Annotated in this window: 20 protein-coding genes; 12 read left to right on the top strand and 8 right to left on the bottom strand. The window is 33.1% G+C overall.

The window, feature by feature from the left end:
* Positions 1 to 53: 53 nt before the first annotated feature.
* Entirely contained in the window at positions 54 to 1,586 is a 1,533-nt protein-coding gene (locus tag RCH19_RS03645; protein WP_343022077.1) for a SulP family inorganic anion transporter, read from the top strand.
* A 77-nt stretch (positions 1,587 to 1,663) separates the two neighbouring features.
* Here the strand turns inward: RCH19_RS03645 and RCH19_RS03640 are convergent, their stop codons facing one another.
* A complete protein-coding gene (locus tag RCH19_RS03640; protein WP_343022076.1) occupies positions 1,664 to 2,902 on the bottom strand; it encodes an NAD(P)/FAD-dependent oxidoreductase in 1,239 nt (412 codons plus the stop codon).
* 386 nt (positions 2,903 to 3,288) lie between these two features.
* Here RCH19_RS03640 and yaaA point away from each other — a divergent pair, with 386 nt between their 5' ends.
* Entirely contained in the window at positions 3,289 to 4,047 is a 759-nt protein-coding gene (gene yaaA / locus RCH19_RS03635; RefSeq protein WP_343022075.1) for a peroxide stress protein YaaA, read from the top strand.
* Positions 4,048 to 4,197: 150 nt separating this feature from the next.
* Here yaaA and RCH19_RS03630 read toward each other — a convergent pair whose 3' ends face one another.
* The 4 genes from RCH19_RS03630 to RCH19_RS03615 form a co-directional block, all read right to left on the bottom strand.
* Positions 4,198 to 5,781 (bottom strand): DHA2 family efflux MFS transporter permease subunit, encoded by a 1,584-nt coding sequence (locus RCH19_RS03630; RefSeq protein WP_343022074.1) that lies wholly within the window; start codon positions 5,779 to 5,781, stop codon positions 4,198 to 4,200.
* Between the two features lie 77 nt (positions 5,782 to 5,858).
* Entirely contained in the window at positions 5,859 to 6,938 is a 1,080-nt protein-coding gene (locus RCH19_RS03625) for an HlyD family secretion protein (protein ID WP_343022073.1), read from the bottom strand.
* A gap of 9 nt (positions 6,939 to 6,947) precedes the next feature.
* Positions 6,948 to 8,279 (bottom strand): TolC family protein, encoded by a 1,332-nt coding sequence (locus tag RCH19_RS03620; RefSeq protein ID WP_343022072.1) that lies wholly within the window; start codon positions 8,277 to 8,279, stop codon positions 6,948 to 6,950.
* Positions 8,269 to 8,895 (bottom strand): TetR family transcriptional regulator, encoded by a 627-nt coding sequence (locus RCH19_RS03615; RefSeq protein WP_343022071.1) that lies wholly within the window; start codon positions 8,893 to 8,895, stop codon positions 8,269 to 8,271. Before RCH19_RS03615 ends, RCH19_RS03620 begins: the two co-directional genes overlap by 11 nt.
* Before the next feature lie 361 nt (positions 8,896 to 9,256).
* On the opposite strand from RCH19_RS03615, the gene RCH19_RS03610 reads away from it, so the two are divergent.
* From RCH19_RS03610 to RCH19_RS03595, 4 genes are all read left to right on the top strand, one after another.
* Positions 9,257 to 9,646: a hypothetical protein gene (locus tag RCH19_RS03610; RefSeq protein ID WP_343022070.1), complete on the top strand. Its 390-nt coding sequence runs from the start codon at positions 9,257 to 9,259 to the stop codon at positions 9,644 to 9,646.
* A gap of 1 nt (position 9,647) precedes the next feature.
* Positions 9,648 to 10,226 carry a TetR/AcrR family transcriptional regulator gene (locus RCH19_RS03605; RefSeq protein WP_121925533.1) on the top strand — a complete coding sequence of 193 codons (579 nt, stop codon included), beginning with the start codon at positions 9,648 to 9,650 and terminating at the stop codon, positions 10,224 to 10,226.
* A 41-nt stretch (positions 10,227 to 10,267) separates the two neighbouring features.
* Entirely contained in the window at positions 10,268 to 10,900 is a 633-nt protein-coding gene (locus tag RCH19_RS03600) for a nitroreductase family protein (RefSeq protein WP_121925532.1), read from the top strand.
* Between the two features lie 182 nt (positions 10,901 to 11,082).
* Positions 11,083 to 11,637: a DUF4494 domain-containing protein gene (locus tag RCH19_RS03595; RefSeq protein WP_343022069.1), complete on the top strand. Its 555-nt coding sequence runs from the start codon at positions 11,083 to 11,085 to the stop codon at positions 11,635 to 11,637.
* Positions 11,638 to 11,760: 123 nt separating this feature from the next.
* Here RCH19_RS03595 and RCH19_RS03590 read toward each other — a convergent pair whose 3' ends face one another.
* The gene (locus tag RCH19_RS03590) at positions 11,761 to 12,345 is read right to left on the bottom strand and encodes a fasciclin domain-containing protein (RefSeq protein ID WP_121925530.1); all 585 of its coding nucleotides are present in this window, start codon (positions 12,343 to 12,345) and stop codon (positions 11,761 to 11,763) included.
* Between the two features lie 202 nt (positions 12,346 to 12,547).
* Positions 12,548 to 13,021: a heme-binding protein gene (locus tag RCH19_RS03585; protein WP_343022068.1), complete on the bottom strand. Its 474-nt coding sequence runs from the start codon at positions 13,019 to 13,021 to the stop codon at positions 12,548 to 12,550.
* A 1,078-nt stretch (positions 13,022 to 14,099) separates the two neighbouring features.
* On the opposite strand from RCH19_RS03585, the gene tkt reads away from it, so the two are divergent.
* The 6 genes from tkt to pgi all read left to right on the top strand — a co-directional run bounded on the left by tkt (position 14,100) and on the right by pgi (position 22,041).
* Positions 14,100 to 16,100, top strand: coding sequence for a transketolase (tkt, locus tag RCH19_RS03580; protein WP_343022067.1), 2,001 nt, complete (start codon positions 14,100 to 14,102; stop codon positions 16,098 to 16,100).
* A 163-nt stretch (positions 16,101 to 16,263) separates the two neighbouring features.
* Complete coding sequence (locus tag RCH19_RS03575) at positions 16,264 to 16,392, top strand: hypothetical protein (protein WP_343022066.1); 129 nt, start codon at positions 16,264 to 16,266, stop codon at positions 16,390 to 16,392.
* Positions 16,393 to 16,600: 208 nt separating this feature from the next.
* Positions 16,601 to 18,049 carry an NADP-dependent phosphogluconate dehydrogenase gene (gene gndA, locus RCH19_RS03570; protein ID WP_343022065.1) on the top strand — a complete coding sequence of 483 codons (1,449 nt, stop codon included), beginning with the start codon at positions 16,601 to 16,603 and terminating at the stop codon, positions 18,047 to 18,049.
* A 26-nt stretch (positions 18,050 to 18,075) separates the two neighbouring features.
* Positions 18,076 to 19,596 carry a glucose-6-phosphate dehydrogenase gene (gene zwf / locus RCH19_RS03565; protein ID WP_343022064.1) on the top strand — a complete coding sequence of 507 codons (1,521 nt, stop codon included), beginning with the start codon at positions 18,076 to 18,078 and terminating at the stop codon, positions 19,594 to 19,596.
* Between the two features lie 4 nt (positions 19,597 to 19,600).
* Positions 19,601 to 20,329, top strand: a complete 729-nt coding sequence (pgl, locus tag RCH19_RS03560) for a 6-phosphogluconolactonase (RefSeq protein ID WP_343022063.1) — start codon at positions 19,601 to 19,603, stop codon at positions 20,327 to 20,329.
* A gap of 62 nt (positions 20,330 to 20,391) precedes the next feature.
* Positions 20,392 to 22,041, top strand: coding sequence for a glucose-6-phosphate isomerase (gene pgi / locus RCH19_RS03555; protein ID WP_343022062.1), 1,650 nt, complete (start codon positions 20,392 to 20,394; stop codon positions 22,039 to 22,041).
* Positions 22,042 to 22,191: 150 nt separating this feature from the next.
* On the opposite strand, the gene RCH19_RS03550 is transcribed toward pgi, so the two are convergent.
* Positions 22,192 to 22,713, bottom strand: coding sequence for a c-type cytochrome (locus RCH19_RS03550; protein WP_343022061.1), 522 nt, complete (start codon positions 22,711 to 22,713; stop codon positions 22,192 to 22,194).
* Positions 22,714 to 22,875 lie beyond the last annotated feature (162 nt).

Below are 22,875 nucleotides of genomic sequence, written 5' to 3'. Positions count from 1 at the left end.
GTATTTCGAAAGTTTTTCTGTTTGTTAAATTATTGGACATTTTTAATTATCATATGAAAAAAGTATTTAATTTATTTGATTTTTCTCAAAAAGTCAATTTTCGAACAGAAATTCTGGCAGGTTTAACGGTTGCTATGACTATGATTCCAGAATCGCTGTCATTTGCAATACTAGCGGGTTTTCCGCCTTTGATGGGTTTGTATGCAGCTTTTATTGCGGGTTTAGTAACAGCAATATTTGGTGGTAGACCTGGTATGATATCTGGAGGTGCAGGTGCTACGGTTATTGTTTTAATAGCTTTAATGAAATCTCATGGATTAGAATATGTTTTCGCTGCAGTTGTTTTAGCCGGAATTTTACAAATTTTAGTTGGTATTTTTAAGCTGGGAAAATTTATTCGCTTAGTACCACAGCCTGTTATGTTTGGTTTTGTAAATGGTTTAGCAGTAATCATTTTTATGTCTCAGTTAGAACAATTTAAAGTCGTCGTCAATGGAAATACGGAATGGCTGACTGGAACTCCTTTCATGATAATGGCTGGTTTAGTAATTTTGACAATTGCAATAATAGTTTTATTACCTAAAATTACAAAAGCTTTACCTGCCTCATTAGTGGCAATTATAATTGTATTTGCACTTGTCTTTTTCTTTGGAATCGAAACTAAAACAGTGCGCGACATTGCATCGATTAGCGGAGGTTTTCCTCCATTTCATATTCCTAATGTGGCGCTAAATGTAGAAATGCTACAAGTTATATTTCCATACGCATTGATAATGGCATCTGTAGGTTTAACGGAAGGATTGCTTACATTAACTCTAGTAGATGAAATTACAGAGACAAAAGGAAATGGTAACAGAGAGTGTATTGCTCAAGGAAGTTCTAATATTCTCAATGGATTTTTCTTCGGAATGGGCGGTTGTCCTATGATTGCACAAACTTTAGTGAATCTATCAGCAGGTTCAAGAGCCCGTTTGTCAGGAATAATTGCTGCTTTAACAATATTGATAATCATCTTATTTGGAGCGCGAGTTATTGAGCGATTGCCTATGGCAGCTTTAGTTGGCGTAATGTTTATGGTTGCGATTGGAACTTTTGAATGGGCAAGTTTCCGAATTATAAATAAGATGCCGAAGCACGATATATTTGTTGGAGTGCTGGTAGCAGTTATAACGATACTCTTGCATAATTTGGCTTTAGCAGTTTTAATTGGAGTGGTAATTTCGGCGCTAGTATTTGCTTGGGAAAGTGCTAAACGAATTCGAGCTAAAAAATATATCGACGAGAAAGGAGTAAAGCACTACGAAATTTATGGTCCCTTATTCTTTGCCTCAACTACTGCTTTTTTAGAAAAATTTGATGTTTATAACGATCCAGTAGAAGTTATAATTGACTTTAAAGAAAGTAAAATAACCGATATGAGTGCAATAGACGCAGTCAATAAAATTACCGAAAAATACGCTAAGCTTAATAAAAAGGTGCATTTGCAACATTTAAGTTCTGACTGTAAAGCTTTACTTAAAAATGCAGACCAAATTATAGACGTAAACATATTAGAAGATCCAACATACAAAATCGTAATTGATTAATAAAAAAAGCTTCTTATTATTAAATGATTTTGCTGCCCTTTAAAAATAAGAAGTTTCAATTATCTAAAATATTTGAACTATTGCTTCATTGCTTCTGCTGCTAATCTACCTGTCTTCATCGCGGCGTTAATAGAACCATTTAAAAGATTGTCTCCACAAATATAAAGTACATCCGAGATCTTAATCTCTTCAGCTGAAATTTCATTCCTAACAGTTTGTTGAGTGGGAAGCGCATATTCTATTCGATACCCTTTTAACATTTTCCAACTATCTACTTTTTCGCCGTACCACTGTTTTAATTCCTGCTTCATATTTTGAGCTAAAGTTGCATCATCAAAAGCTGGTTTTCCATTATAAGAAACTGAAATAAGTACTTTCCCTGCTGGCGCATAGGCTTTAGAAACGATAGAAATCACAGTCAAGTTATTTACAAACTTTTTTTGTTTTGATGCATTTAGTACTACAACAGCCTTTTTTGTTGGTGCTTCTGTGGCCTCAAAATAAATATTAGTCACCTGGTGTGACGTCATTTTTTGCTTTGGACTAAAGTTATGGGTCAATTGATTAGCTTCGGTAGCTAAAAGGATTTGGTTCGCTTCAAGAATAGTTCCATCTGCGATAATAATTTTATTACCTTCAATTGCAGTTACTTTAGTATTGCATCGAACGGTGTTTATTGGAAGCATGGTAACTAATTGCTTCGGAATTTCTTCCATACCTAATTCAGGAATAGCGACATCTCCATCAGAAAACATTTTCATTACAAAATCAAACATTCTTCTACTAGTATCTAATTTATTTTCTAAAAATATTCCAGACATAAAAGGTGCGTAAAAGCGCTCAATCATTTTTGGACTAAAACCGTATTCTATAAGTTGCTTGCTTGTTGTTTGTTCAGGTTGTTCGAAAATAGCATCTATAGATAGCTTTTGTAATCGATTTTTTAACCAAAGTGTATTTATTTTATCTTTCAATGTTCCTACCGGAGCAAAAAGAGTGGCTAACGCTGCTGACGGTCTACGGAAAGGATCTGCAATTTCAAACTGTCCGCCGTCATAGAGAACTGTCGCTCCAGGCAGCATTTTTTTTAAATTTAAGGTCGAATAATTTAGTAAGGATTTCGTCTCTGGATAAGCAGTTAAAAGGACTTGAAAACCTCTGTCGAGCAGAAAACCTTCATGCAAGTCCGTTTTTATTCTTCCGCCAGCACGTTCGCTTTCTTCTAGAACAAGAACTTTTCTACCAGCGCGATGCAAATGGACCGCAGCAGTTAATCCAGCAATTCCAGCACCTACAATTATTACGTCCTCTTTCATAATTTAAAAAAATAATTTAAGACAAAAATAAGCTAAAATTTGTCATGGTATAGGATGAAAAATTTAAATGCAGTAACAGATTGTCTATTTAAATTCCGATATAAGATTTGTCGCAGTATTCAACTCTTTAACAGTTTTAATGAAATCGGCAAGATATAATTTTTTTATATTCTCTATTTCTGTAACTAAAACATTAACTATTTTTATGCGATTTGATATATAGTTAACTTGTTTACTAATTAAATTTAAAAATACATAAATAAATCTCGAATCAATTTAAGTTGTCTATCAGGCTATTAAAGAAATCAATGTCTATGATCAAGATTTCTTATTTTCAATTTGTACTTTTGATAAAACTAATAAAAAGAACTAAAAGACTATCTATTATGAAAATTGTTATATCACCAGCTAAGTCCTTAAATTTCGATAAAGAATTACCAACAAAATTGCATACAGAATCTTTATTCCTAAAGGAATCAAGACAAGTTCAAAAAGTTTTAAAAGAGAAGAGTCCACCAGAATTATCAGAGTTAATGAGTATTTCTGATAAATTAGCCGACTTGAATTGGAAGCGAAATCAAGATTGGAATACTCCATTTACCAGCGCAAATGCTCGTCCAGCAGTTTACACATTTGATGGTGATGTGTATACTGGATTAGATGCTTACACAATTCCAGCAAATAAAATTGATGCTTTACAAGATCGTTTGAGAATACTTTCAGGATTATATGGCTTTTTGAAGCCACTTGATTTAATGCAAGCGTATCGTTTAGAAATGGGAACAAAATTGCCCATTGGTGAAAATCAGAATTTATATCATTTTTGGAAACCTACAATTACGGCTGCCTTAAATCAAGAACTTAAAGATGATGAGTTATTTGTAAATTTAGCTAGTAACGAATACTTCTCAGCTATCGATGTGAAAACTTTAAAAGTTCCAGTGATTACTCCTGAATTTAAAGACTATAAGGATGGAAAACTAAAGATTATTAGTTTCTATGCTAAAAAAGCGAGAGGAATGATGGTGCGTTACATAATCGATACAAGCGCTGAAACTATCGAAGACTTAAAAGGCTTTAATTACGACGGATACCAGTTCGATTCTAATTTATCTGAAGGCAATCAGTTAGTTTTCATAAGATAAGTTTTTTATATAAAATTAAATTGCCACTAAAATTTAAAACTCTTTTAGAATTAAAATTTAGTGGCAATTAATTTTAAACTATGTCGATTGTGAAATTTATTTTACACTTTCAGAGAAAGAAAAACTTTTTCAGACAAGCTGAAACCTATATTAATGCATTGCATCTGCAGGGTTGATTTTGTTTTTTCCTTTCTTAATTAACAGTATGAAAGGAATACACAATAAAAATAGCGCGCCTAGATATAAAAATATATCCATATACGATAAAACTGCGCTTTGCAAAGTCACTTTTAAATCGATTGCTTTATAGGCTTTTGCCAGTGACTCATTTGTCGAATACCCTTTAGACATAAAACCTAACTGTAATTGCTGAATCGTTTTTTGTACTTCAAATGAGGTTTTGTCAAGATGCGCAATTAGATTTACGCGATGCTCTTGATTGAATCTCGCTAAGAAAGTTGTAATAATAGCAATTCCGAATGATCCTCCTAGTTGGCGCATCATTCCAGTAAAAGCTGCTCCTTCACCAATACTTTTTCCTTTTAAAGTTGATAGTGAAAGTGTAGTAATTGGCACAAAAAGTAAACCTAATCCAATTCCTCTTAATATTAGCGGCCAAAACATATGCTCTTCACCTGAATCTGGTGTGATAACGTTTTGCATCCAAAAAGTAAATAAGAAAAATGCAAGAAATCCTGCTGCTACCATGTACGTCTGTGGAACACCACGCTGAATCATTTTACCTATGAAAGGCATCATAATTCCGGTAGTAATAGAACTTGGAATTAAAAGTAAACCTGCATCTAAAGCACTCCAACCTAATACGGACTGTGTGTAAATAGGAATAATAAATGTAGATCCATACAAGCCGAAACCAAGTATGAAACACATAATAGTTCCAACTCTTAAGTTAGTGTCCTTTAAAACTCTTAAATTAACAATAGGATGCTCGTATGTAAGTTCTCTCCATATAAAAAGAATCAAGCCAAAAACGGTTATAACACTCAAAGCCACTATGATCATATCATTAAACCAATCGTCTTGTTGACCATGCTCTAAAACATATTGAAGCGAACCAATAAATGACGACAAGAGAATTATTCCCCACCAATCCACTTGACTTGCTTTTAGCTTAGCACCGTAATTAGGACTTTTGACAAAAGATAGCGTTAGTAAAGTCGCTATAATTCCCAGAGGAATGTTGATGTAAAATATATAGGGCCATGAAAAGTGATCCACAATATAACCTCCTAATGGCGGACCAAGGGTAGGACCCACGATTACACCCATTCCGTAGATAGCTTGAGCCATTCCACGTTTTGCCATTGGGTAACTCTCAGTGATTATGGTTTGTGCTGTTACTAATAACGCACCACCACCAAGTCCTTGAACGAATCTAAAAGCAACTAACTCCCAAATATTATCTGCATTACCGCATAAAAAAGATGCAACTGTAAAGATTATTATTGAAGCTGCGAAATAGTTTCGGCGTCCAAATTGCTGCGAAAGCCAACTCGTCATTGGAATTACAATTACGTTTGCAATTGCGTAAGCAGTAATAACCCAAGCTACATCAGTTAGAGACGCACCAAGGCTACCACGCATATTATTTAGAGCTACATTTACAATTGTAGTATCTACAATTTCAAGCATAGCGCAAAGTACGGCCGTAATGGTTATTATGACTCTTCTAAAGCCATATTCTACTAAATCATCATCTCCGTTTTCTGCCATCTTTATACTAAATTCTAAACTGTAATTTTATTGAATAATAAATCATTTTGGCTCTTTTGAAAACGCCAACTATTATTTTAATCTAAGTGCACATCTACATCAACGTTCATTCCTGCACGTAATAATTTTATTTTTTCAGGATCATTTGCGCTATTCAAGTTTATTTTAACGGGTAGTCTCTGTATTGTTTTAACAAAATTTCCTGTTGCATTATCAGGAGGTAATAATGAAAAACGAGAACCAGTTGCAGGAGAAAAAGAAGTGATTGTTCCTTCAAAATCATAACCTGGATAGGCATCGACTTTGACAGTTACTTTCTGTCCAATGATCATTTTGTTCAATTGGGTTTCTTTGAAATTAGCAATTACCCACGCTTCTTTATTATTAATGATGTAGAATAATGATTGACCTGGTTGCACGAGTTGACCTGGTTGTATATCAATTTTTGAGACTTGACCGTCAATTGCAGCTGTAATTATAGTGTAACTTAAATTTAATTTAGCAGCGTCAAGCATTGCTTTTGCTCTTTTTATATTGGCTGCAGCCACTTCAGTTTGTTTGTTAGAAACTTTAGATTTAGCTACAATCACTGATTTTTGAAATGCACTCGCTCTTTGTTGCTGTTGTAAAACACGTACTTGGCTTTCTGCTTCCAGTTTTGCTGCAAGTGCCTGCTCATACTGTTGCTTTGTTATAGTGCGACTTTTATATAAATTGTCATAGCGATTGTAATCACTTGTAACACGATCTAATCTAATTTTTGCCGATTCAATATTTCCGCCAGCAGATTGCACATTCGCATCAGAAACCGAAATACTTGCTAAAGCACTTCCAATGTCAGCTTTTGAAACTTCAAAACTACCTTCAGCACCAACCATTGCAGCATTTGCTTCTTCAATTTTTAATAAGTAATCTCTTTTATCAATTGTAAAAAGGGTATCTCCTTTTTTTACATAATCATTATCCTTGATATACACTTTGTCAACATATCCTGAAACTCTTGGAATAATAGGATTCATATTTTTTTCAATTTGCGCATCATCTGTTTCCTCGTGTGACTGCGCATGAAGGTATTTATATGTTCCATAGCTTCCACCCAAAACCACTAAAGACACTAGGATAATAATAAATTTTGTATTTGTTTTCTTCTTTTCCATAGGACTTAATTATTTTTGAGCAACGTTGAAGGTTTGTGATAATTGGCCAGTTACGGATAGTAACTCGTAGTATTTTTGGATTGTATTGGCTTTCGCCAAAGCTTTGTTAATTTTAGAACTCAATTGTTCTACATCAGCTTCCAGTAAGTCATTTGTATCTGAGAGACCGTTGTCGTATTTATCTTTAACAATCCGATAATTCTCAGTAGATTGTTCCTCTGCTTCACCGTAAACTACACTTTGTTTTAAGGCTAAATCGTAATCTTCAATCGCTTTTTTAACCTGTATTTTGATGTAATCAGTTAGCATAGATTCAGAATTTTGAACTTCCTCAAATTTACTTTCTGCTAATTTGACTAACGTACCGTTTTTAAGAATCGCACTCAAATCATAAGAAATTCCTACGCCAATATTCATAGCATTTTTGACAGCAATGACATTGTGAAGGTCAAGCGCTGTGTAACCTCCTATAATGGCAATAACCGGATAGTAAGATCCTTTTGCTATTTTAATATTTGCTTCACTTGCTTTTCCTTGAAATCGAAGCGCTTCTAAATCTTTCCTGTTTTCAAGAGCAGGTAATTCATTTGTGGGTACATTAGTCATTTGGAAATCAACAAAATCCTCCTCGCGAACGAATAGTTTAGTGTTCGGGTTTAATTTTAAAAGCGTAACCAGATAAAAGTTGATTATTTTTAAATTGTTATTCGACTCGTCTAATGAAAGTTGAATTTTTGAAGTCTGTAACTTTGATTTTAGTAAATCATTTCTGGGAATGATACCGTTTTTTTCTAATTCGATAAAATCTTTTACGCGTTGCTGCGCACTTTTTTGATTTTCTTTTAGCAGTTCGATAGTTTTTTGTGCTTTATATAGACTAGCATAATAATCAATAACTCTGATAGCTATTTCTTCTTTAGTTTGCGAAGCAGTCGCCATTTCTGCCTGATATAAATTCTCGTAAGCTGCAATACTATTTTGAATTTTAAAACCAGAAAATACAGGAAGACTTGCGTTTAATTGACCTATCATTAACTGATCGACGACCGGTAGCGCTTGTTGGTTGGCAGAGGCATTTTGATTAATTTTAAAATTAACCGAAGCATTTGCTAATCTTTGATATTGACCTGAAAGTTTTAAATCGGGATATTGATTGTTTTTAGTTGACTGCAATTCGTATTTCTTACTTTTTACTTTCGTATTAGCAAGCGTAACTTCGTTGCTTTTGTTCCAAGCCATATTAATGGCTTCGTTCAATGTTAAACTTGTTTTTTCTTGTGCCTCCAAAGTAGAAATTCCGATAAAGAAAATCCCGAAGAGCATGAATTGACTAACTTTCATAAATTAGAAGTGCTTTAATTGTTTGTTGAATGTGCTTTGTCAAATTAGTTTCAATATAATTGTTGTACAAATTTTCTGTTTTTAAATTCAGTAAATTCTCGAAGAATGGTTTGTTCATGTGAAAGTGAAAAAAAGTACCCAAAATGGTAGGAGTGATAAGAGGAATAATTATATCCTTTCTAAAAACACCTTTTCTCTGACCTTCCTCAATAATTGTCTCTAAAGATTTTAAATTTCCTTTCTTGAGTTCAGAAATAGCATTTAAGTTTTGCTCTCTCTTTTTCGAAGCAAATTCGAAATGTAAAATTCTATATATTCCTCTATTACTATTAATTCTATTGATGTATAACTCAATAAGTTTATTAACTTTTTCAATAGGTTCTATTTCCTCTTGTAGTAAGTTTTCCAACTGGTTTTTTAGATCAGAAGTCCTATAAATAATAAGTGATTCTAGTAGTCGTTCCTTAGATCCAAAGTAATAAGAAACCATGGCAATATTAATTTTTGCCACTTTTGCAATATTCCGAATAGAAGTTCCGTCAAATCCTTTTTCTGAAAAAAGAATCTCAGCAACTTCGAGAATTTGAATTTGTTTATCGTTAAAATTACTTTTCAAGGTGGAGGGATTATTTCGAAAACAAAATTAAACAAGCGTTTAAATTAAACAACTGTTTAATTAATATTTTAACTTTATTTTAACAATATTTTACGCGTTTGTTTGAGATATAAATAACTTTAATAATATTTTTATATTATTGATTTATAGTTAATTAAGTAAATTTATTTTCAATTTCGTAAATTGAATTTGAGAATTAAAAGCGCGCAAATGTTAATCAAAAACTTGATCGCTTAGGTCCTTAAAAACAAAAAATTATAATATTAAGGAAGATGATTTACTTTCTTTAAAAGTTAAAATTAATTTATTTATGAACGTTCATTCTTTTTTAATTTATCTTTGCGCTATTAAATGGAATACAATGAAAAAACCTGCTACTACTTTTATGTCCGTAATTTCAGTGATAATTAGTTTTTTTATGATTTATGCTGGCATGATGCATTTTGTTGATCCGGAATTATTTACCCCTTACGTTACGAAATTTCTAAAATATGATTTGGCTATAATTTACATTTCAGGTGTCGTAGAAATTATAATAGGTACTCTAATTTTATTCACTAAATATCGGGGTATTGGGTCAGTTGCACTTTTTATACTTCTACTTACCTTTTTACCTATTCATATTTGGGATGTAATTTTAGATCAACCAGTAATAGGTAGTAAAGTTAAAGCTGTGGTTAGACTTTCACTTCAATTTCTGTTTATAGCATTAGCTTGGGAATTAAAGACTATCTATTTTAATAAAAAATAATATGGCATTACTGCAAAAAAGTATTGAGAAACGTGATGCGCTTTTAAAAGCTACATTATGTCTTGTTAATAATGGAGGAATTCAAGAAGCTTCGATGGCGAAAGTCGCTAAGCTTGCTAATGTTTCTCCAGCAACTATATATCTGTATTTTGACTCCAAGCAAGATATGGTGAATCAATTGTATCTGGATGTTAAACAGTCTTTCACAGACGCTGCTTTTAAAAATTTACTAACTGATAGCTCGGTCAAAGAAAATTTTGAAAAGATTTGGTTTAACATGGTTGATTTTAAGTTACACCAAAAAGAAGAGGCTTCTTTTTTATCGCAATGTGATAATACGCCTATGATTGATGAGCAAACTAGGCAAAAAGGGTTAACATTTTTAACTCCTCTTTTTGATCTATGGATAAAGGGTAAGCAACAAGGTATTATAAAAGAATTGTCACCATATCTACTTTATGCCTTCACAATTTATCCACTAGCTTTCTTAATGAACATGGAAAATAGAAAGTTATGTGAGTTGGGTGATGCTGTTTTAAAAGATGCTTACCAAGCGGCATGGGATAGCATCAAAATTTAAATGAATTATAAGTTAAAATTAAATAATTAAATAAAATCTAAATGGAATTAATAGATAGATTGAAGTGGCGTTACGCTGCAAAAGCGATGAATGGACAAAAAGTATCGCAGGAAAAAGTAGATAGGATTATTGAGGCAGCCTCATTAGCACCAACTTCTAGCGGATTACAACCATTTGAAATTATGGTGATTACGAATCAAGAGATTAAAGAAAAAATTAGAGAAATAGGTTGGAAGCAGTCTGTTATAACTGACTGTTCGCATTTACTTGTATTTGCTGCATGGGATAATTATACTGCAGAACGTATTAATAAAGTGTTTGATCTTACCAATGAAATTAGAGGTTTTAAAAATGAAGGTTTTGAAAATTACCGTCAGATGCTTTTAGGACTTTATCCACAAAGAGATCCTGAAGTAAACTTTCAGCACGCTGCGAGGCAAGCGTACATTTCTTTTTCACAAGCGATTGCAGCAGCTGCTTTTGAAGAGGTTGATAGCACACCTATTGAAGGATTTGATGAGAATGCATTAGATGAAATTTTAGGATTAAGAGCAAAAGGTTTGAGAAGTTGTGTAATCTTACCTTTAGGATATAGAGACGCTGCAAATGATTGGTTGGTAAACTTAGCTAAAGTAAGAAAGAGTAAAGAAGAATTAGTGACGCTGATTGATTAGTAATTTACGTTTATTATATACAATAGCCTTTCTTCACTGAAGGGCTATTTTTTTTATACCTAATTAAAAAAATATTCTAAATCATGTTTTGATTTGCTTTCAAATTGTGAATATCTATTTTACAATAGTTACACTTTTTTAGCATTAAAATCTATCTTTGACTTCCTTAAAATAAAAGACAGATGAGCACAATTTGGTACGAATGCAAAGTAAAATATAGAAAAACTGATGAAACTGGCGCACAGAAGATAACAACTGAACCGTATTTAGTTGACGCGTTATCATATACAGAAGCAGAAAGCAGAATTACAGAAGAAATGTCAGCTTACATTAGTGAAGAATTTAAAATTACTAATATAAAAATGGCTAATTATGCGGAAATACATCCTTTCGAAAATGCTGATCGCTGGTTTAAATCTAAAGTTTCATTATTAGCTTACGATGAAGAAAGCGGAAAAGAGCGTAAAACTAGTATGTATTTATTGATACAAGCTAATGATGTAAAAGAAGCTTTTGAAAATACGACTGGAGTTATGAAAGGCACTATGGGTGATTATACAATTCCTGCTATTTCTGAATCTCCTATTATGGATGTATTTCCTTATTTTTCAGGTGAAGAGGGAGAATTAGAGCAGTTAGAAAAGTTCAATGCTTTGAAAGCATCAAAACCTGAAATTGTTGAAGTCGAAGATCACATGGAATTTGTTGAAGAAAAAGAAGAGGAAGTAACTGCTTAGATTTAATTCGGCAGTGATTTTACTTTCATTACTACAGTCATAACAGATTTTGCAAAACACAATTAAATAAAAAAGCCGTTGCACCTATTTTGTGCAACGGCTTTTAAAGAATAAATAATAACCTTATTTAGGCATAACTACTGTATCAATAGCGTGGATTACTCCGTTTGAAGCAGCTACATCAGCAAGAATTACTGTTGACATTCCACCGTTAGCATCTTCTAACATTACTTTTCCATCTTTTAAGCTCAAGTTGATTTTTCCACCTTGAACAGTTGTAACAGTATATTTTCCGTTATTTTTTTCGATAGCATCCATTACTGATGCAGCATCAAATTTCCCTGCAACAACGTGGTACGTTAAAACAGATTTCAATTTCTCTAAATTTTCTGGTTTCAATAGGTTATCTACTGTTCCAGCTGGTAATTTAGCAAATGCAGCATCGTTTGGTGCAAATACTGTAAATGGACCTGTTCCGCTTAGTGTTTCAACTAATCCTGCTGCTTTAACCGCTGCTACTAGAGTTGAAAAATCTGCATTTCCTGCAGCTACGTCTACAATGTTTCCTGTTTCAGCAACAGCCATTGTGTCCATTTCTACTGCTGTAGTGTCCGCCATCTCTGTCGAATCAGCTGTTTTTTTCTCTCCGCAAGAAGTAGTTATTACTCCCATTAATACAAATGCTCCAATTGTTTTTGCTAATTTCATAGTTTTTATTTTAAGTTTTAATAAATTAAGATGGTCAAAGATAATTATTTATTTGGTTTGTTTAAGTTTTTTAACAAAAAATTAAACAAATTAGTAAATAAAAAAATGGCATGCGCTGTGAGGGCTGATTATCAAAGGATTTTAAAATAATTCAAACGAAATATTTTTTCGTAATATGCACTATAAATATTTATTTAGGTGTTTATAGACCCACTAAACCAGCCTTTGCAATACGTACATCTTCGCTTCCATGTGCTCCACCGACACCAATTCCTCCTACAACGACACCATCAATATAAATAGGAATACCACCATCCATCATCAATATGTTCTCATCCAGAAATCTAATATCGTCCGGAATGCTACCGTCTTTCAATCCTTTAGCAATTTCAGCGGTTTCTCTTTTTTGGGAACAAGCTGTATATGCTTTTTTATAACTGGCTCTAATAGTATGAACTCCTGCATTATGGTGACGCAAGACTGCTAATGTTTGCCCGGACTTATCGACTACAGTTATGGTAACAAATAATCCATCTTTTTCTGCTTGCGCAAAAGCTTTCTGCAATATAGCGTTTGCCGTTGCTCCTGTAAGTACGGGTTGCTGTGTGAATTTCTCTTGTGCGTTTGTCATCATTGTGATAAATAATACTAAAATTAGCGTTGTTGTTTTAATCATTGCTTTTACTCCTTTTTATAATTTGCTTTTAATTTGGTTTTCTATCAAGATTGTTTTTCTTTTTGTAACTTCAATCTTGTAAAATATGACATGGAATCAAGTTAAGTGTATGTACTTTTAAACGATGCGAATCCATATCCAATGAAAATTAAATCACTGTAATTTTGATAGATACCAAATAGAACTAAATTTATTTATTAATACAACAAGTTTATAAATACTTTAATAAAGTTAAGTGTCCACTTAAAAGTATAAGAAGTTGCTCATCTTTAATTTGATAATCAGTTTTAATTAAAGCGCTGTCTTTTCCGGGAATAGATTATTTACAATGTTCTTTTAAATATTTGTAAATGTAAAAATTAACTTGGCATTGCATTTTTCTTTGTACTCATATATAGAATGTTTTGGCTATTTAAACTAAAGTCATAGTATATCTACTAAATCGTTTTGCTAATTCGTCTTTTTTACTCAATTTTAGTATGATAAAAAGTGATGTTTAAATACTGTATTTAAGCATTTAAGGGGAGAATAATTTCACTATTTAATTGATTGTTATTTTGTACTATTTACTTTAGATTTTTTAAAAAGATCGCAGTCATTTCATTTTCCAAAATAAAGTATATCTCATTTTTATTATTATTAAGCTTTTCATTCACAAGATATTGTAGAACAGTCATTTTTTGACTCTATAAAAAAAATAAAATTTTTATGATTTTATTATAATTTCACTTCTCTGAATGTGAGTACCTTACTGTAACAAAATGTTAACCTATTTATTGATAGCAATTTTTCATACAATAACCTGATTTTGTTATGTCTAATTCACTTTTAGATTAAAAATTAAAAAACATTTTATCCAGAGGTTTTCGTTGGTGTTAAGATTTTAGATTTCTGTATTTCGTTCAATAATTTCTGAAATAAAACCAATCCTAATTTCGAAACAGAAATAGTAACATCTGATTTTAAAACTGCGTTTTTATTTTTCGAAAAAAACTATAGATAGAAATCAAAAGTGAAATGATCGTTTTTCATTTCTCCTTTTGCAGTCCACTAATAATAATAAGAATATTTATAAAATATGGAATCAGATAAATTAATTCAGAAATGCATTGACACTGTAAGAGTATTATCAGCAGATGCAGTGCAAAAAGCAAATTCAGGTCATCCAGGAACTCCCATGGCGCTTTCTCCATTAGGTCATGTTTTATGGTCTGAAATAATGAAATACAATCCTAATAATCCGAAGTGGGTAAATAGAGATCGTTTTATACTTTCATGCGGACACGCTTGTATGTTGCAATACAGCTATCTGCATCTAACGGGTTATGAAATATCCCTAAATGATATAAAAAACTTCCGACAGCTCCACAGTATCACTGCAGGTCATCCAGAATATGGTTTAACTCCAGGAGTAGAAGTCACAACTGGACCACTAGGTCAAGGATTTGCAAATGGTATAGGAATGGCAATTGCCGAAAAATATATGGCAGCTCGATACAATCAACCAGACTTTAAAATCTTTGATTACAAAATTTACACGATTTGTAGTGATGGGGATTTGATGGAAGGTGTAACTGCAGAAGCAGCTTCGATGGCAGGGCATCTCGGATTGGGAAATGTAATTTATTTCTACGATAGTAATCACATTACAATAGAAGGAGATACTGATTTGGCTTTTGATGAGGATGTCTCCAAAAGATTTGAAGCCTATGGTTGGCATGTGCAAAATCTGCCAGACATTAATGATGTAAAATCCATTTCCGAGGCAGTTAAAAATGCACAAAACGAAACTACTCGTCCTTCATTAATAAAAGTCCGTAGTCATATTGGTTATGGAAGTCCAAATAAACAAAACACTGCCGCAGCACATGGTTCTCCTTTAGGGGAAGATGAGGTTCGTTTAGTAAAAGAAAACTTCGGTTTTGATCCAAATAAAAATTTCGTAATTCCAGAAGAAGTTTTAGAATTTTATCAAAATGCTGGGAAAAGATCAGCTAAAAATGAAGACGAGTGGAATGAATTATATAAAACATATAAACAACGTCATCCCGATTTAGCGAAAGAATATGAAGCTATTAGTTCTGGAAAATTACCTGAGAATTGGGAAAAAATTCTTCCCGTTTTTGAAGCTAGTGAAGAATTGGCTACACGAAAAGCTTCTGGTAAAACCTTAAATGCTATCGCTGCAATTTTCCCTCAATTAATTGGAGGATCTGCTGATTTATCGCCCTCTACAGATACGAATCTTGACAAATTTGAATCCTTTTCTGCACAAAAAAGCGACGGTAGAAATTTCCATTTTGGAATTCGTGAGCATGCTATGGGATCAATTCTTAACGGAATGGCACTTAGTAATTACCTAGTTCCATATGGCGCTACCTTTTTAATTTTTTCTGATTACATGCGTCCTGCGCTTCGATTAGCAGCGATTATGAAAATTCGTTCTATCATGGTTTTTACGCACGACAGTATTGCTTTAGGAGAAGATGGAACTACGCATCAACCTGTGGAGCAATTGGTAGGATTGCGAACCGTTCCAAATATGACTGTGATTCGTCCTGCAGACGCTAATGAAACTGCTCAAGCATGGAGGGTTGCTATCGAACACAGAGACGGACCAGTTGCAATTGTACTCACCCGTCAAGCGATTCCAATTATCGATCAGAAGAAATATGCGAGTGCCAGAAATTTGCAGAAAGGTGCTTACATACTTTCAGATTGTAAGGGTAATCCGGATATAATTTTAATTGCAAGTGGTTCAGAAGTTCAATTGATTTTAGGAGCGCAAAAAGAGTTAGAGAAAAATAATATTCAAGCTCGTGTGGTTAGTATGCCAAGTTGGAATCTGTTTGAAAAACAAAATGCTGCATATGTAGAAACAGTTTTTCCGAAAAGTATTCGAAAAAGATTAGCAGTAGAAGCAGGTTCTTCTATAGGATGGATGAAATATACAACTGATGATGGTGCAGTAATTGGAATTGATAAATTTGGCGAAAGCGCAGCTGGGGAACAAGTAATGAAAGAGTACGGTTTTTCAATAGAAAATGTAGTAAAACAAGCAAGAGCGTTACTATCTTGATTTATCAAATTAAGAAGTCTCCAAGTTTATAATTTTTAATATCAGAGTATAGAAAGCGATTATACGGACTAAAAAGACAGTATGAGAACTATTCCAATAATAAATATCGATGTTGCTACAGAAAAACCAGAAGCGGAAGGCATTGAAAAATTCAATCAAACTGATGAAAAATAGATCAAAAGTATCGATGATCGAAAACGTAAAAATAAATAAATCTATGAGCGATTTTGATGCAACGAAAATAAAAGTGATCTTTATGGATATTGGTGGCGTATTGCTGATCAATGGTTAGGGATATGAGTTGCGCCAGAAAGCAGCACAGGTTTTTGATTATTAAGAAATGGAAATTGCTCAAGTTGCCCCCAATTAATGTCTTTATTTTTTTGACCGACCAATACTAATAAATGCAGCTAAAAAACTGGGAATGAATACGATTCTTAATCAAAATTTTGAAACAACTAAAAAGATTCTAGAAAATTTTACACAAACATAAAGCTAATATGAAATTAGATAACGAAAATGCATTTGGAATGATCGGTCTCGGTACAATGGGTTCTAATCTATTGCAAAACATTGCAGACAACGGTTACAATTGTGCTGGCTATGATAATAGCGCCGATAAAGTTGATAGCCTAAACAATTTAAAGAGAGATACAATTCAAGGTTTTTCAGATTTAAAAACTTTTGCAAAGAGTTTAAAAAGTCCAAGAATAGTAATGATGTTAGTACCTGCGGGAAAGATTGTGGACAATGTGATAGAGGAATTACTACTAGTTCTAGAAAAAGGCGATATTATAATTGATGGTGGAAACTCTCATTTTACAGACACCGAGCGTAGAAATATATCTTTGAAGGAAACAGGATATCATTTCATAGGGATGGGTGTTTCTGGAGGTGAAGAAGGAGCTCGTAAAGGTCCGAGTATGATGCCAGGAGGTGATAAAAAAGCGTATGAAATAGTAGAGCCAATTCTAAAAAAGATTGCTGCAAATGTAAATGGAGATGCCACAGTTGCTTATATGGGGGAGCGATCTGCTGGGCATTTTGTAAAAATGGTTCATAACGGAATTGAATATGCATTGATGCAATTGATTTCTGAGACTTATGAAATTTTAAAAAACGGATTAAAATATAGTGATGAAGAAATTCATGACGTATTCAAAATATGGAACGAAGGCCGACTGCAATCCTATTTATTAGATATTACACGTGATATTTTTGCTTTTAAAAATGAAGGAGAGTCAGTTGCTTTAGTGAATTATATTAGCGATCAAGCTAAAGCCAAAGGAACAGGAAAATGGACTTCTCAAGCAGCTATGGATCTTAATTGTCCTATACCTACGGTAGATATTTCAGTTTCTATGCGAGATCTTTCCCATTACAAAGACTTGAGAGTTAAAGCGTCAAAAATGTATCCTAATGATGACAACCGGCAATATGACGATAAAAGAAAGGACTACATTACTGCACTCGAAAATGCTTTCTACTTCTCCATGGTTTCTGCTTATGCTCAAGGAATGCATCTGTTGTTTAAAGCTAATGAAGAGTTTAAATATGATTTAAATCTAGATCTAATTGCAAAAATATGGCGTGGAGGTTGTATCATACGATCTGCTTTTCTAGAAGATATTTTTGCAGCTTATCAAAAAGATTCTAAATTAGAACATTTATTTCTAGATGATTCTATTCACAATAACCTAACAAAATGTATATCTGGAATTCGTACTATTGTTTCCGATGCTGTTTTACAGGGAATCGCTAGTCCTGCTTTTTCTGCATCTTTAAGTTATTTTGATAATTTTAGAAGTGCCAGTATGCCAACAAATCTTATTCAAGCACAACGCGATTATTTTGGAGCGCATACTTATGAGTTAATTGGAAAAGAAGGTGTCTTTCATACGATTTGGGAAACAAATAACAAAACAGAACAAAGCGATTTAATCTCTTAAAATAAAGGTTTCAATACATATCAATTATGCGAAAATCGGCTAATAAAAAAGCAAAGTCAACCATATTTATCATATTCGGTGGTACCGGGGATTTGACGAAACGAAAAATAATGCCAGCTCTTTACAATCTATTTTTAGACGGTTGGTTACCCGAGAAATTTGCAATCATTGGGACATCGTCCACTAAAATGACTGATGTAAAATATAAAGGTGAATTACTTGCTTCAGTAAACGAATTCTCAAGGAAAGGAAAATCAAAAAAAGAAGAGTGGTCAGAATTTGCATCTAATATATTTCATCAAGCAGCTGATATTACTAATGCTTCAACTTTTAAACCCTTTGGTGATTACATTGAGAAATTCAAAAAGGAGTGGGAAGAGGAGACTCCATCAGTGGTATATTATTGCGCTGTTGCTCCACACTTTTTTTGTACCATTGCTCACAATATTTCAATTGCAAAGTTAGACAACAGTCCTGAAACTGCTCGAATTGTTATCGAAAAACCATTTGGCACCGACCTTGAATCGGCAAAGGCGCTTAATGCAAAACTGTTAACCTTATTTCAGGAAAATCAGATTTATAGAATTGACCATTATTTAGGTAAAGAGGTTGTTCAAAATATAATGGCTTTCCGTTTTGCTAATTCGATTATGGAGCCACTATGGAACAGAAATCATATCGAACATGTTCAGATTTCGGTAACGGAACAAATAGGTATTGGCACTCGCGGAAAATATTTTGAGCAAGCTGGAATTTTGAGAGATATGATTCAAAATCATCTTCTACAACTGCTTTGTATTATTGCAATGGAACCGCCTGTAAGCTTTGATGCTGATGAGGTTCGCAATCGCAAAGTTGATATTTTAAAGGCGATGCGTAAAATTGTGCCTAGCGAAATTGATTCCATGTCTGCTAGAGGTCAATATGGTCCTGGATGGATCGAAGGCAAGGAAGTTATTGGGTATCGTGAGGAGGAAAATGTAGATCCACATTCCAATACTGAAACTTTTGCGGCTCTCAAGCTATATGTTGATAACTGGCGCTGGCAAGGTGTTCCTTTTTATTTGCGTACAGGTAAAAGGCTGTTTAAATCGGCTTCTCAAATTACAATTCAGTTCAAAGAAGTTCCTCATAATATTTTCCATTGTGAAGAAGGTAATACTCCTAAAAAGAACCGATTAGTTATTAGTATTCAGCCAGATATGGCTATTCAGTTTCAGTTGCAAAGTAAAAGTCCAGGTCTCGAGATGAATCTTAATTCAATGAATATGATTTTTGATTATTCTGGTGTAGCTAAATCAGAAACGCCAGAAGCGTATGAAACGTTGCTCTTAGATATTATTTCTGGAGATCAAACGCTCTTCATGCGTGCAGATCAAGTGGAGGAAGCTTGGGAATTAATTATGCCAGTGCTTAATTTTTGGGAAAATAGTAAAACAGCCGATTTTCCAAATTATCCAGCTGACTCTTGGGGACCAGAAAATGCAGAGGCGCTAATTGCAAGAGATGGCTATCATTGGTTTAACCTTCCAGAAAAAAGTAAGTAAAATAATGAGTGAAATAAATATCTATAATGACATTAATGAAGTGTTAAGCGCTTTGGCAGAAGCTATTTGTACTAAAGCAAAATTAGCAATAGCAGAAAGGGGACAATTCAACTTTGTTTTAGCAGGCGGTAATTCTCCAAAAAAATTATATGAATTACTAGCATCTGAAAAGTTTAAGAGTAAAATCGATTGGGACAAAACTTTTTTCTTCTTTGGTGATGAGCGTTTTCTTCCCGAAAATGATCCACAGAGAAATTCTTTGATGGTGCAAAAAGCTTTATTCGTAACTTTAAAAATTAAAGATTCTCATGTGTTCAAAGTTGATACTTCAAATAGTCCCGAAGAGGCAGCATCGAAGTACATTAAGTGCATAAAATCGCATTTTGGAGATAAAAAAGTCGAATTTGATTTTGTTCTATTAGGTCTTGGTGACAATGCGCATACAGCATCACTTTTTCCTCATACTACTGTCCTTAAAGAAACAGCCGCCAGTGTTAAGTCCGTTTATGTAAAAGAAGTGAGTATGTCACGAATTACAATGACTGCTCCACTTATTAATCAATCGAGAACTATTGCTTTTCTAATTTATGGCAAAAGCAAAGCGGAAGCAGTTTACCATGTTTTGAAAGATTTAGAAGGTACAATAAATGAACATCCTGCACGATTAATAAGTACTGATAAAGATAAAACGCAGTGGTATATAGATACTGATGCAGCATCTAAATTGAAATGACGTAAAAAAATAGTGGTCGCACTTTAAACTATTTTAAATAATAAATAAAAAAATATTCAAATATGTTACCAAAGATTAACCCTACCGAAACCAGCGCTTGGAAAGAATTATATAAACATCAATCTGAAATGAGTCAAGTTCAGATGAAAGATTTATTTAAAAAAGATCCGCAACGTTTTGATAAAATGTCAATTCAATTTGATAATATCCTTTTTGATTATTCAAAAAATATTATTAATGAAAAGACAATAGAACTACTATTTCAATTAGCAGATGAATCGCAAATAAAAGTAGCGAGAGAAGCTATGTTTAGTGGAGAAAAAATTAATTTAAGTGAAAACAGAGCTGTTTTACATACTGCTCTTCGAAATTTTTCTCAAAAATCGATTACTGTAGACGGCAAAGACATTATGCCAGAGGTTAGAGAAGCTCGTGAAAAAATGAAATCTTTCTGCAAGAAAGTTCACAGCGGAGAATGGAAAGGATATACTGGTAAAAAAATTAAAAACATAGTAAATATTGGAATTGGAGGCAGTGATCTTGGTCCCGTAATGGTTACCGAAGCATTGAAACCGTATTTGATTGAAGGAATACAAGCTTATTTTGTATCTAATGTTGATGGAACACAAGTTGTTGAAATATTAAAAAACTTAGATCCAGAGGAGACACTTTTTGCTATTGCATCTAAAACATTTACTACTCAGGAAACCATGACCAACGCTCTTACAGCGCGTGATTGGTTTTTAAAATCAGCACAGGATGAAAACTTCGTTGCTAAACATTTTATAGCACTTTCGACAAACGAAAAAGGAGTGAAGGATTTTGGTATCGACGTTGAAAATATGTTTGTTTTTTGGGATTGGGTAGGTGGACGTTATAGCATTTGGAGTAGTATCGGACTTTCCATTGCGCTTACAATTGGCTACGATAATTTTGAAAAGTTATTGAAAGGTGCTGAAGCTGCAGACAATCATTTTCAAAAAGAAGATTTTAAAACTAATGTTCCTGTAATCATGGCATTGATAGCGATTTGGTACACCAATTTTTTCGGCGCGGAAACAGAAGCTATTTTACCTTATGATCAATATATGCATCGTTTCCCAGCTTATTTCCAACAAGGAAATATGGAAAGTAACGGTAAGCACGTAGACAGTAATGGGAAAGTAGTAAATTACAGCACTGGACCAGTTGTTTGGGGTGAGCCAGGAACTAATGGTCAACATGCTTTTTATCAATTAGTGCATCAGGGAACACATTTAATTCCATGTGATTTTATAGCTCCTGCACTAAGTCATAATCCCGTGGGAGAACATCATCCTATTTTACTATCTAATTTTTTCGCACAAACGGAAGCACTTATGAATGGTAAATCAGCTGATGAAGTAGCAAATGAATTAAAAGATTCGAAGATGAGTAAAGCTGAAATTGACGAATTGATTCCTTTTAAAGTTTTTGCAGGAAATAAACCAACTAATTCGTTTTTAATTAAAGAAATTACACCGTTCTCTTTAGGCCAACTCATTGCACTTTACGAACATAAAATTTTCGTTCAAGGAATAATTTGGAATATACTAAGTTTTGATCAATGGGGTGTTGAGTTAGGTAAACAATTAGCTTCGACTGTACTTCCAGAACTTAAAAACAATGATGTAATAAAGTCGCACGATGCTTCTACAAACGGATTGATTAATGCTTATAAAAACTGGAGATAGCCTATCGAGTACACCAATTTTAAAATTTAATTATATTTCGATTACTTTTAATTAAAAAGGGATTTTAGACAACTACAATTGTAGTTGTCTAAAATCCCTTTCACTTTTATTCATTGTCTTAAATGGAAACAGTAAAATCATCTTTATTTATTACTGTTTTCCCATTTCTTTCAAGATTTTCTCTTTTCTATTATCTCTTTCAGGATCATAGGTTTTATACATCGTACTCATTTTTGCTAAATATTTTTCGGGATTTGGAGCTCCTCGATGACACATCACGCAATTAACAACCTGCACTTGAGCCGGTTTTGGATCTGGGAAATGTGGCTGAAAATAAATTTTGTTCAAGTCTTTAGTCATTTTGATCATTCCACGAGCAATCTCTTTTTCAATTTTATCATCGCTTGCAAAATCTAATTTTGTTGGATTGTCTTTTTGTGGTGCATGGCAGTAATTACATTTAACACTTAATGCACTAGTGTATCCATCCATTAAATAATCTAAACTGTCTTTTGAAATGTTTTGCGGAAGTACTTTGAGGTTTTTCCACTTAGTTTGCGGTTGATAACTTTCTTCCTCATTCGTTTTTAATTTAAACGCATAAAGTGTGGTAATTAAAACTAGAAATCCAACACTCATTAATACAGTTAGTAGTTTTCTTTTGCTTTTCACAATCCATTGATTTAGAGTTGTTATTATCCCGAATATACAAAAAATAATTGTTTGAAGAACTACTAGTTAAGTAATTAGAATAAAATAATGTCGTATTTTATTGTTTATACATCATAAATTCCGTATATTTATCTCATTATGAGATATCTAGAACTTAAAAAA

The organism is Flavobacterium sp. PL12 (assembly GCF_039123485.1).
In the GTDB taxonomy this organism is placed as follows: Bacteria; Bacteroidota; Bacteroidia; order Flavobacteriales; family Flavobacteriaceae; genus Flavobacterium; species Flavobacterium weaverense.
This window is presented reverse-complemented; position numbering and strand designations above follow the sequence as displayed.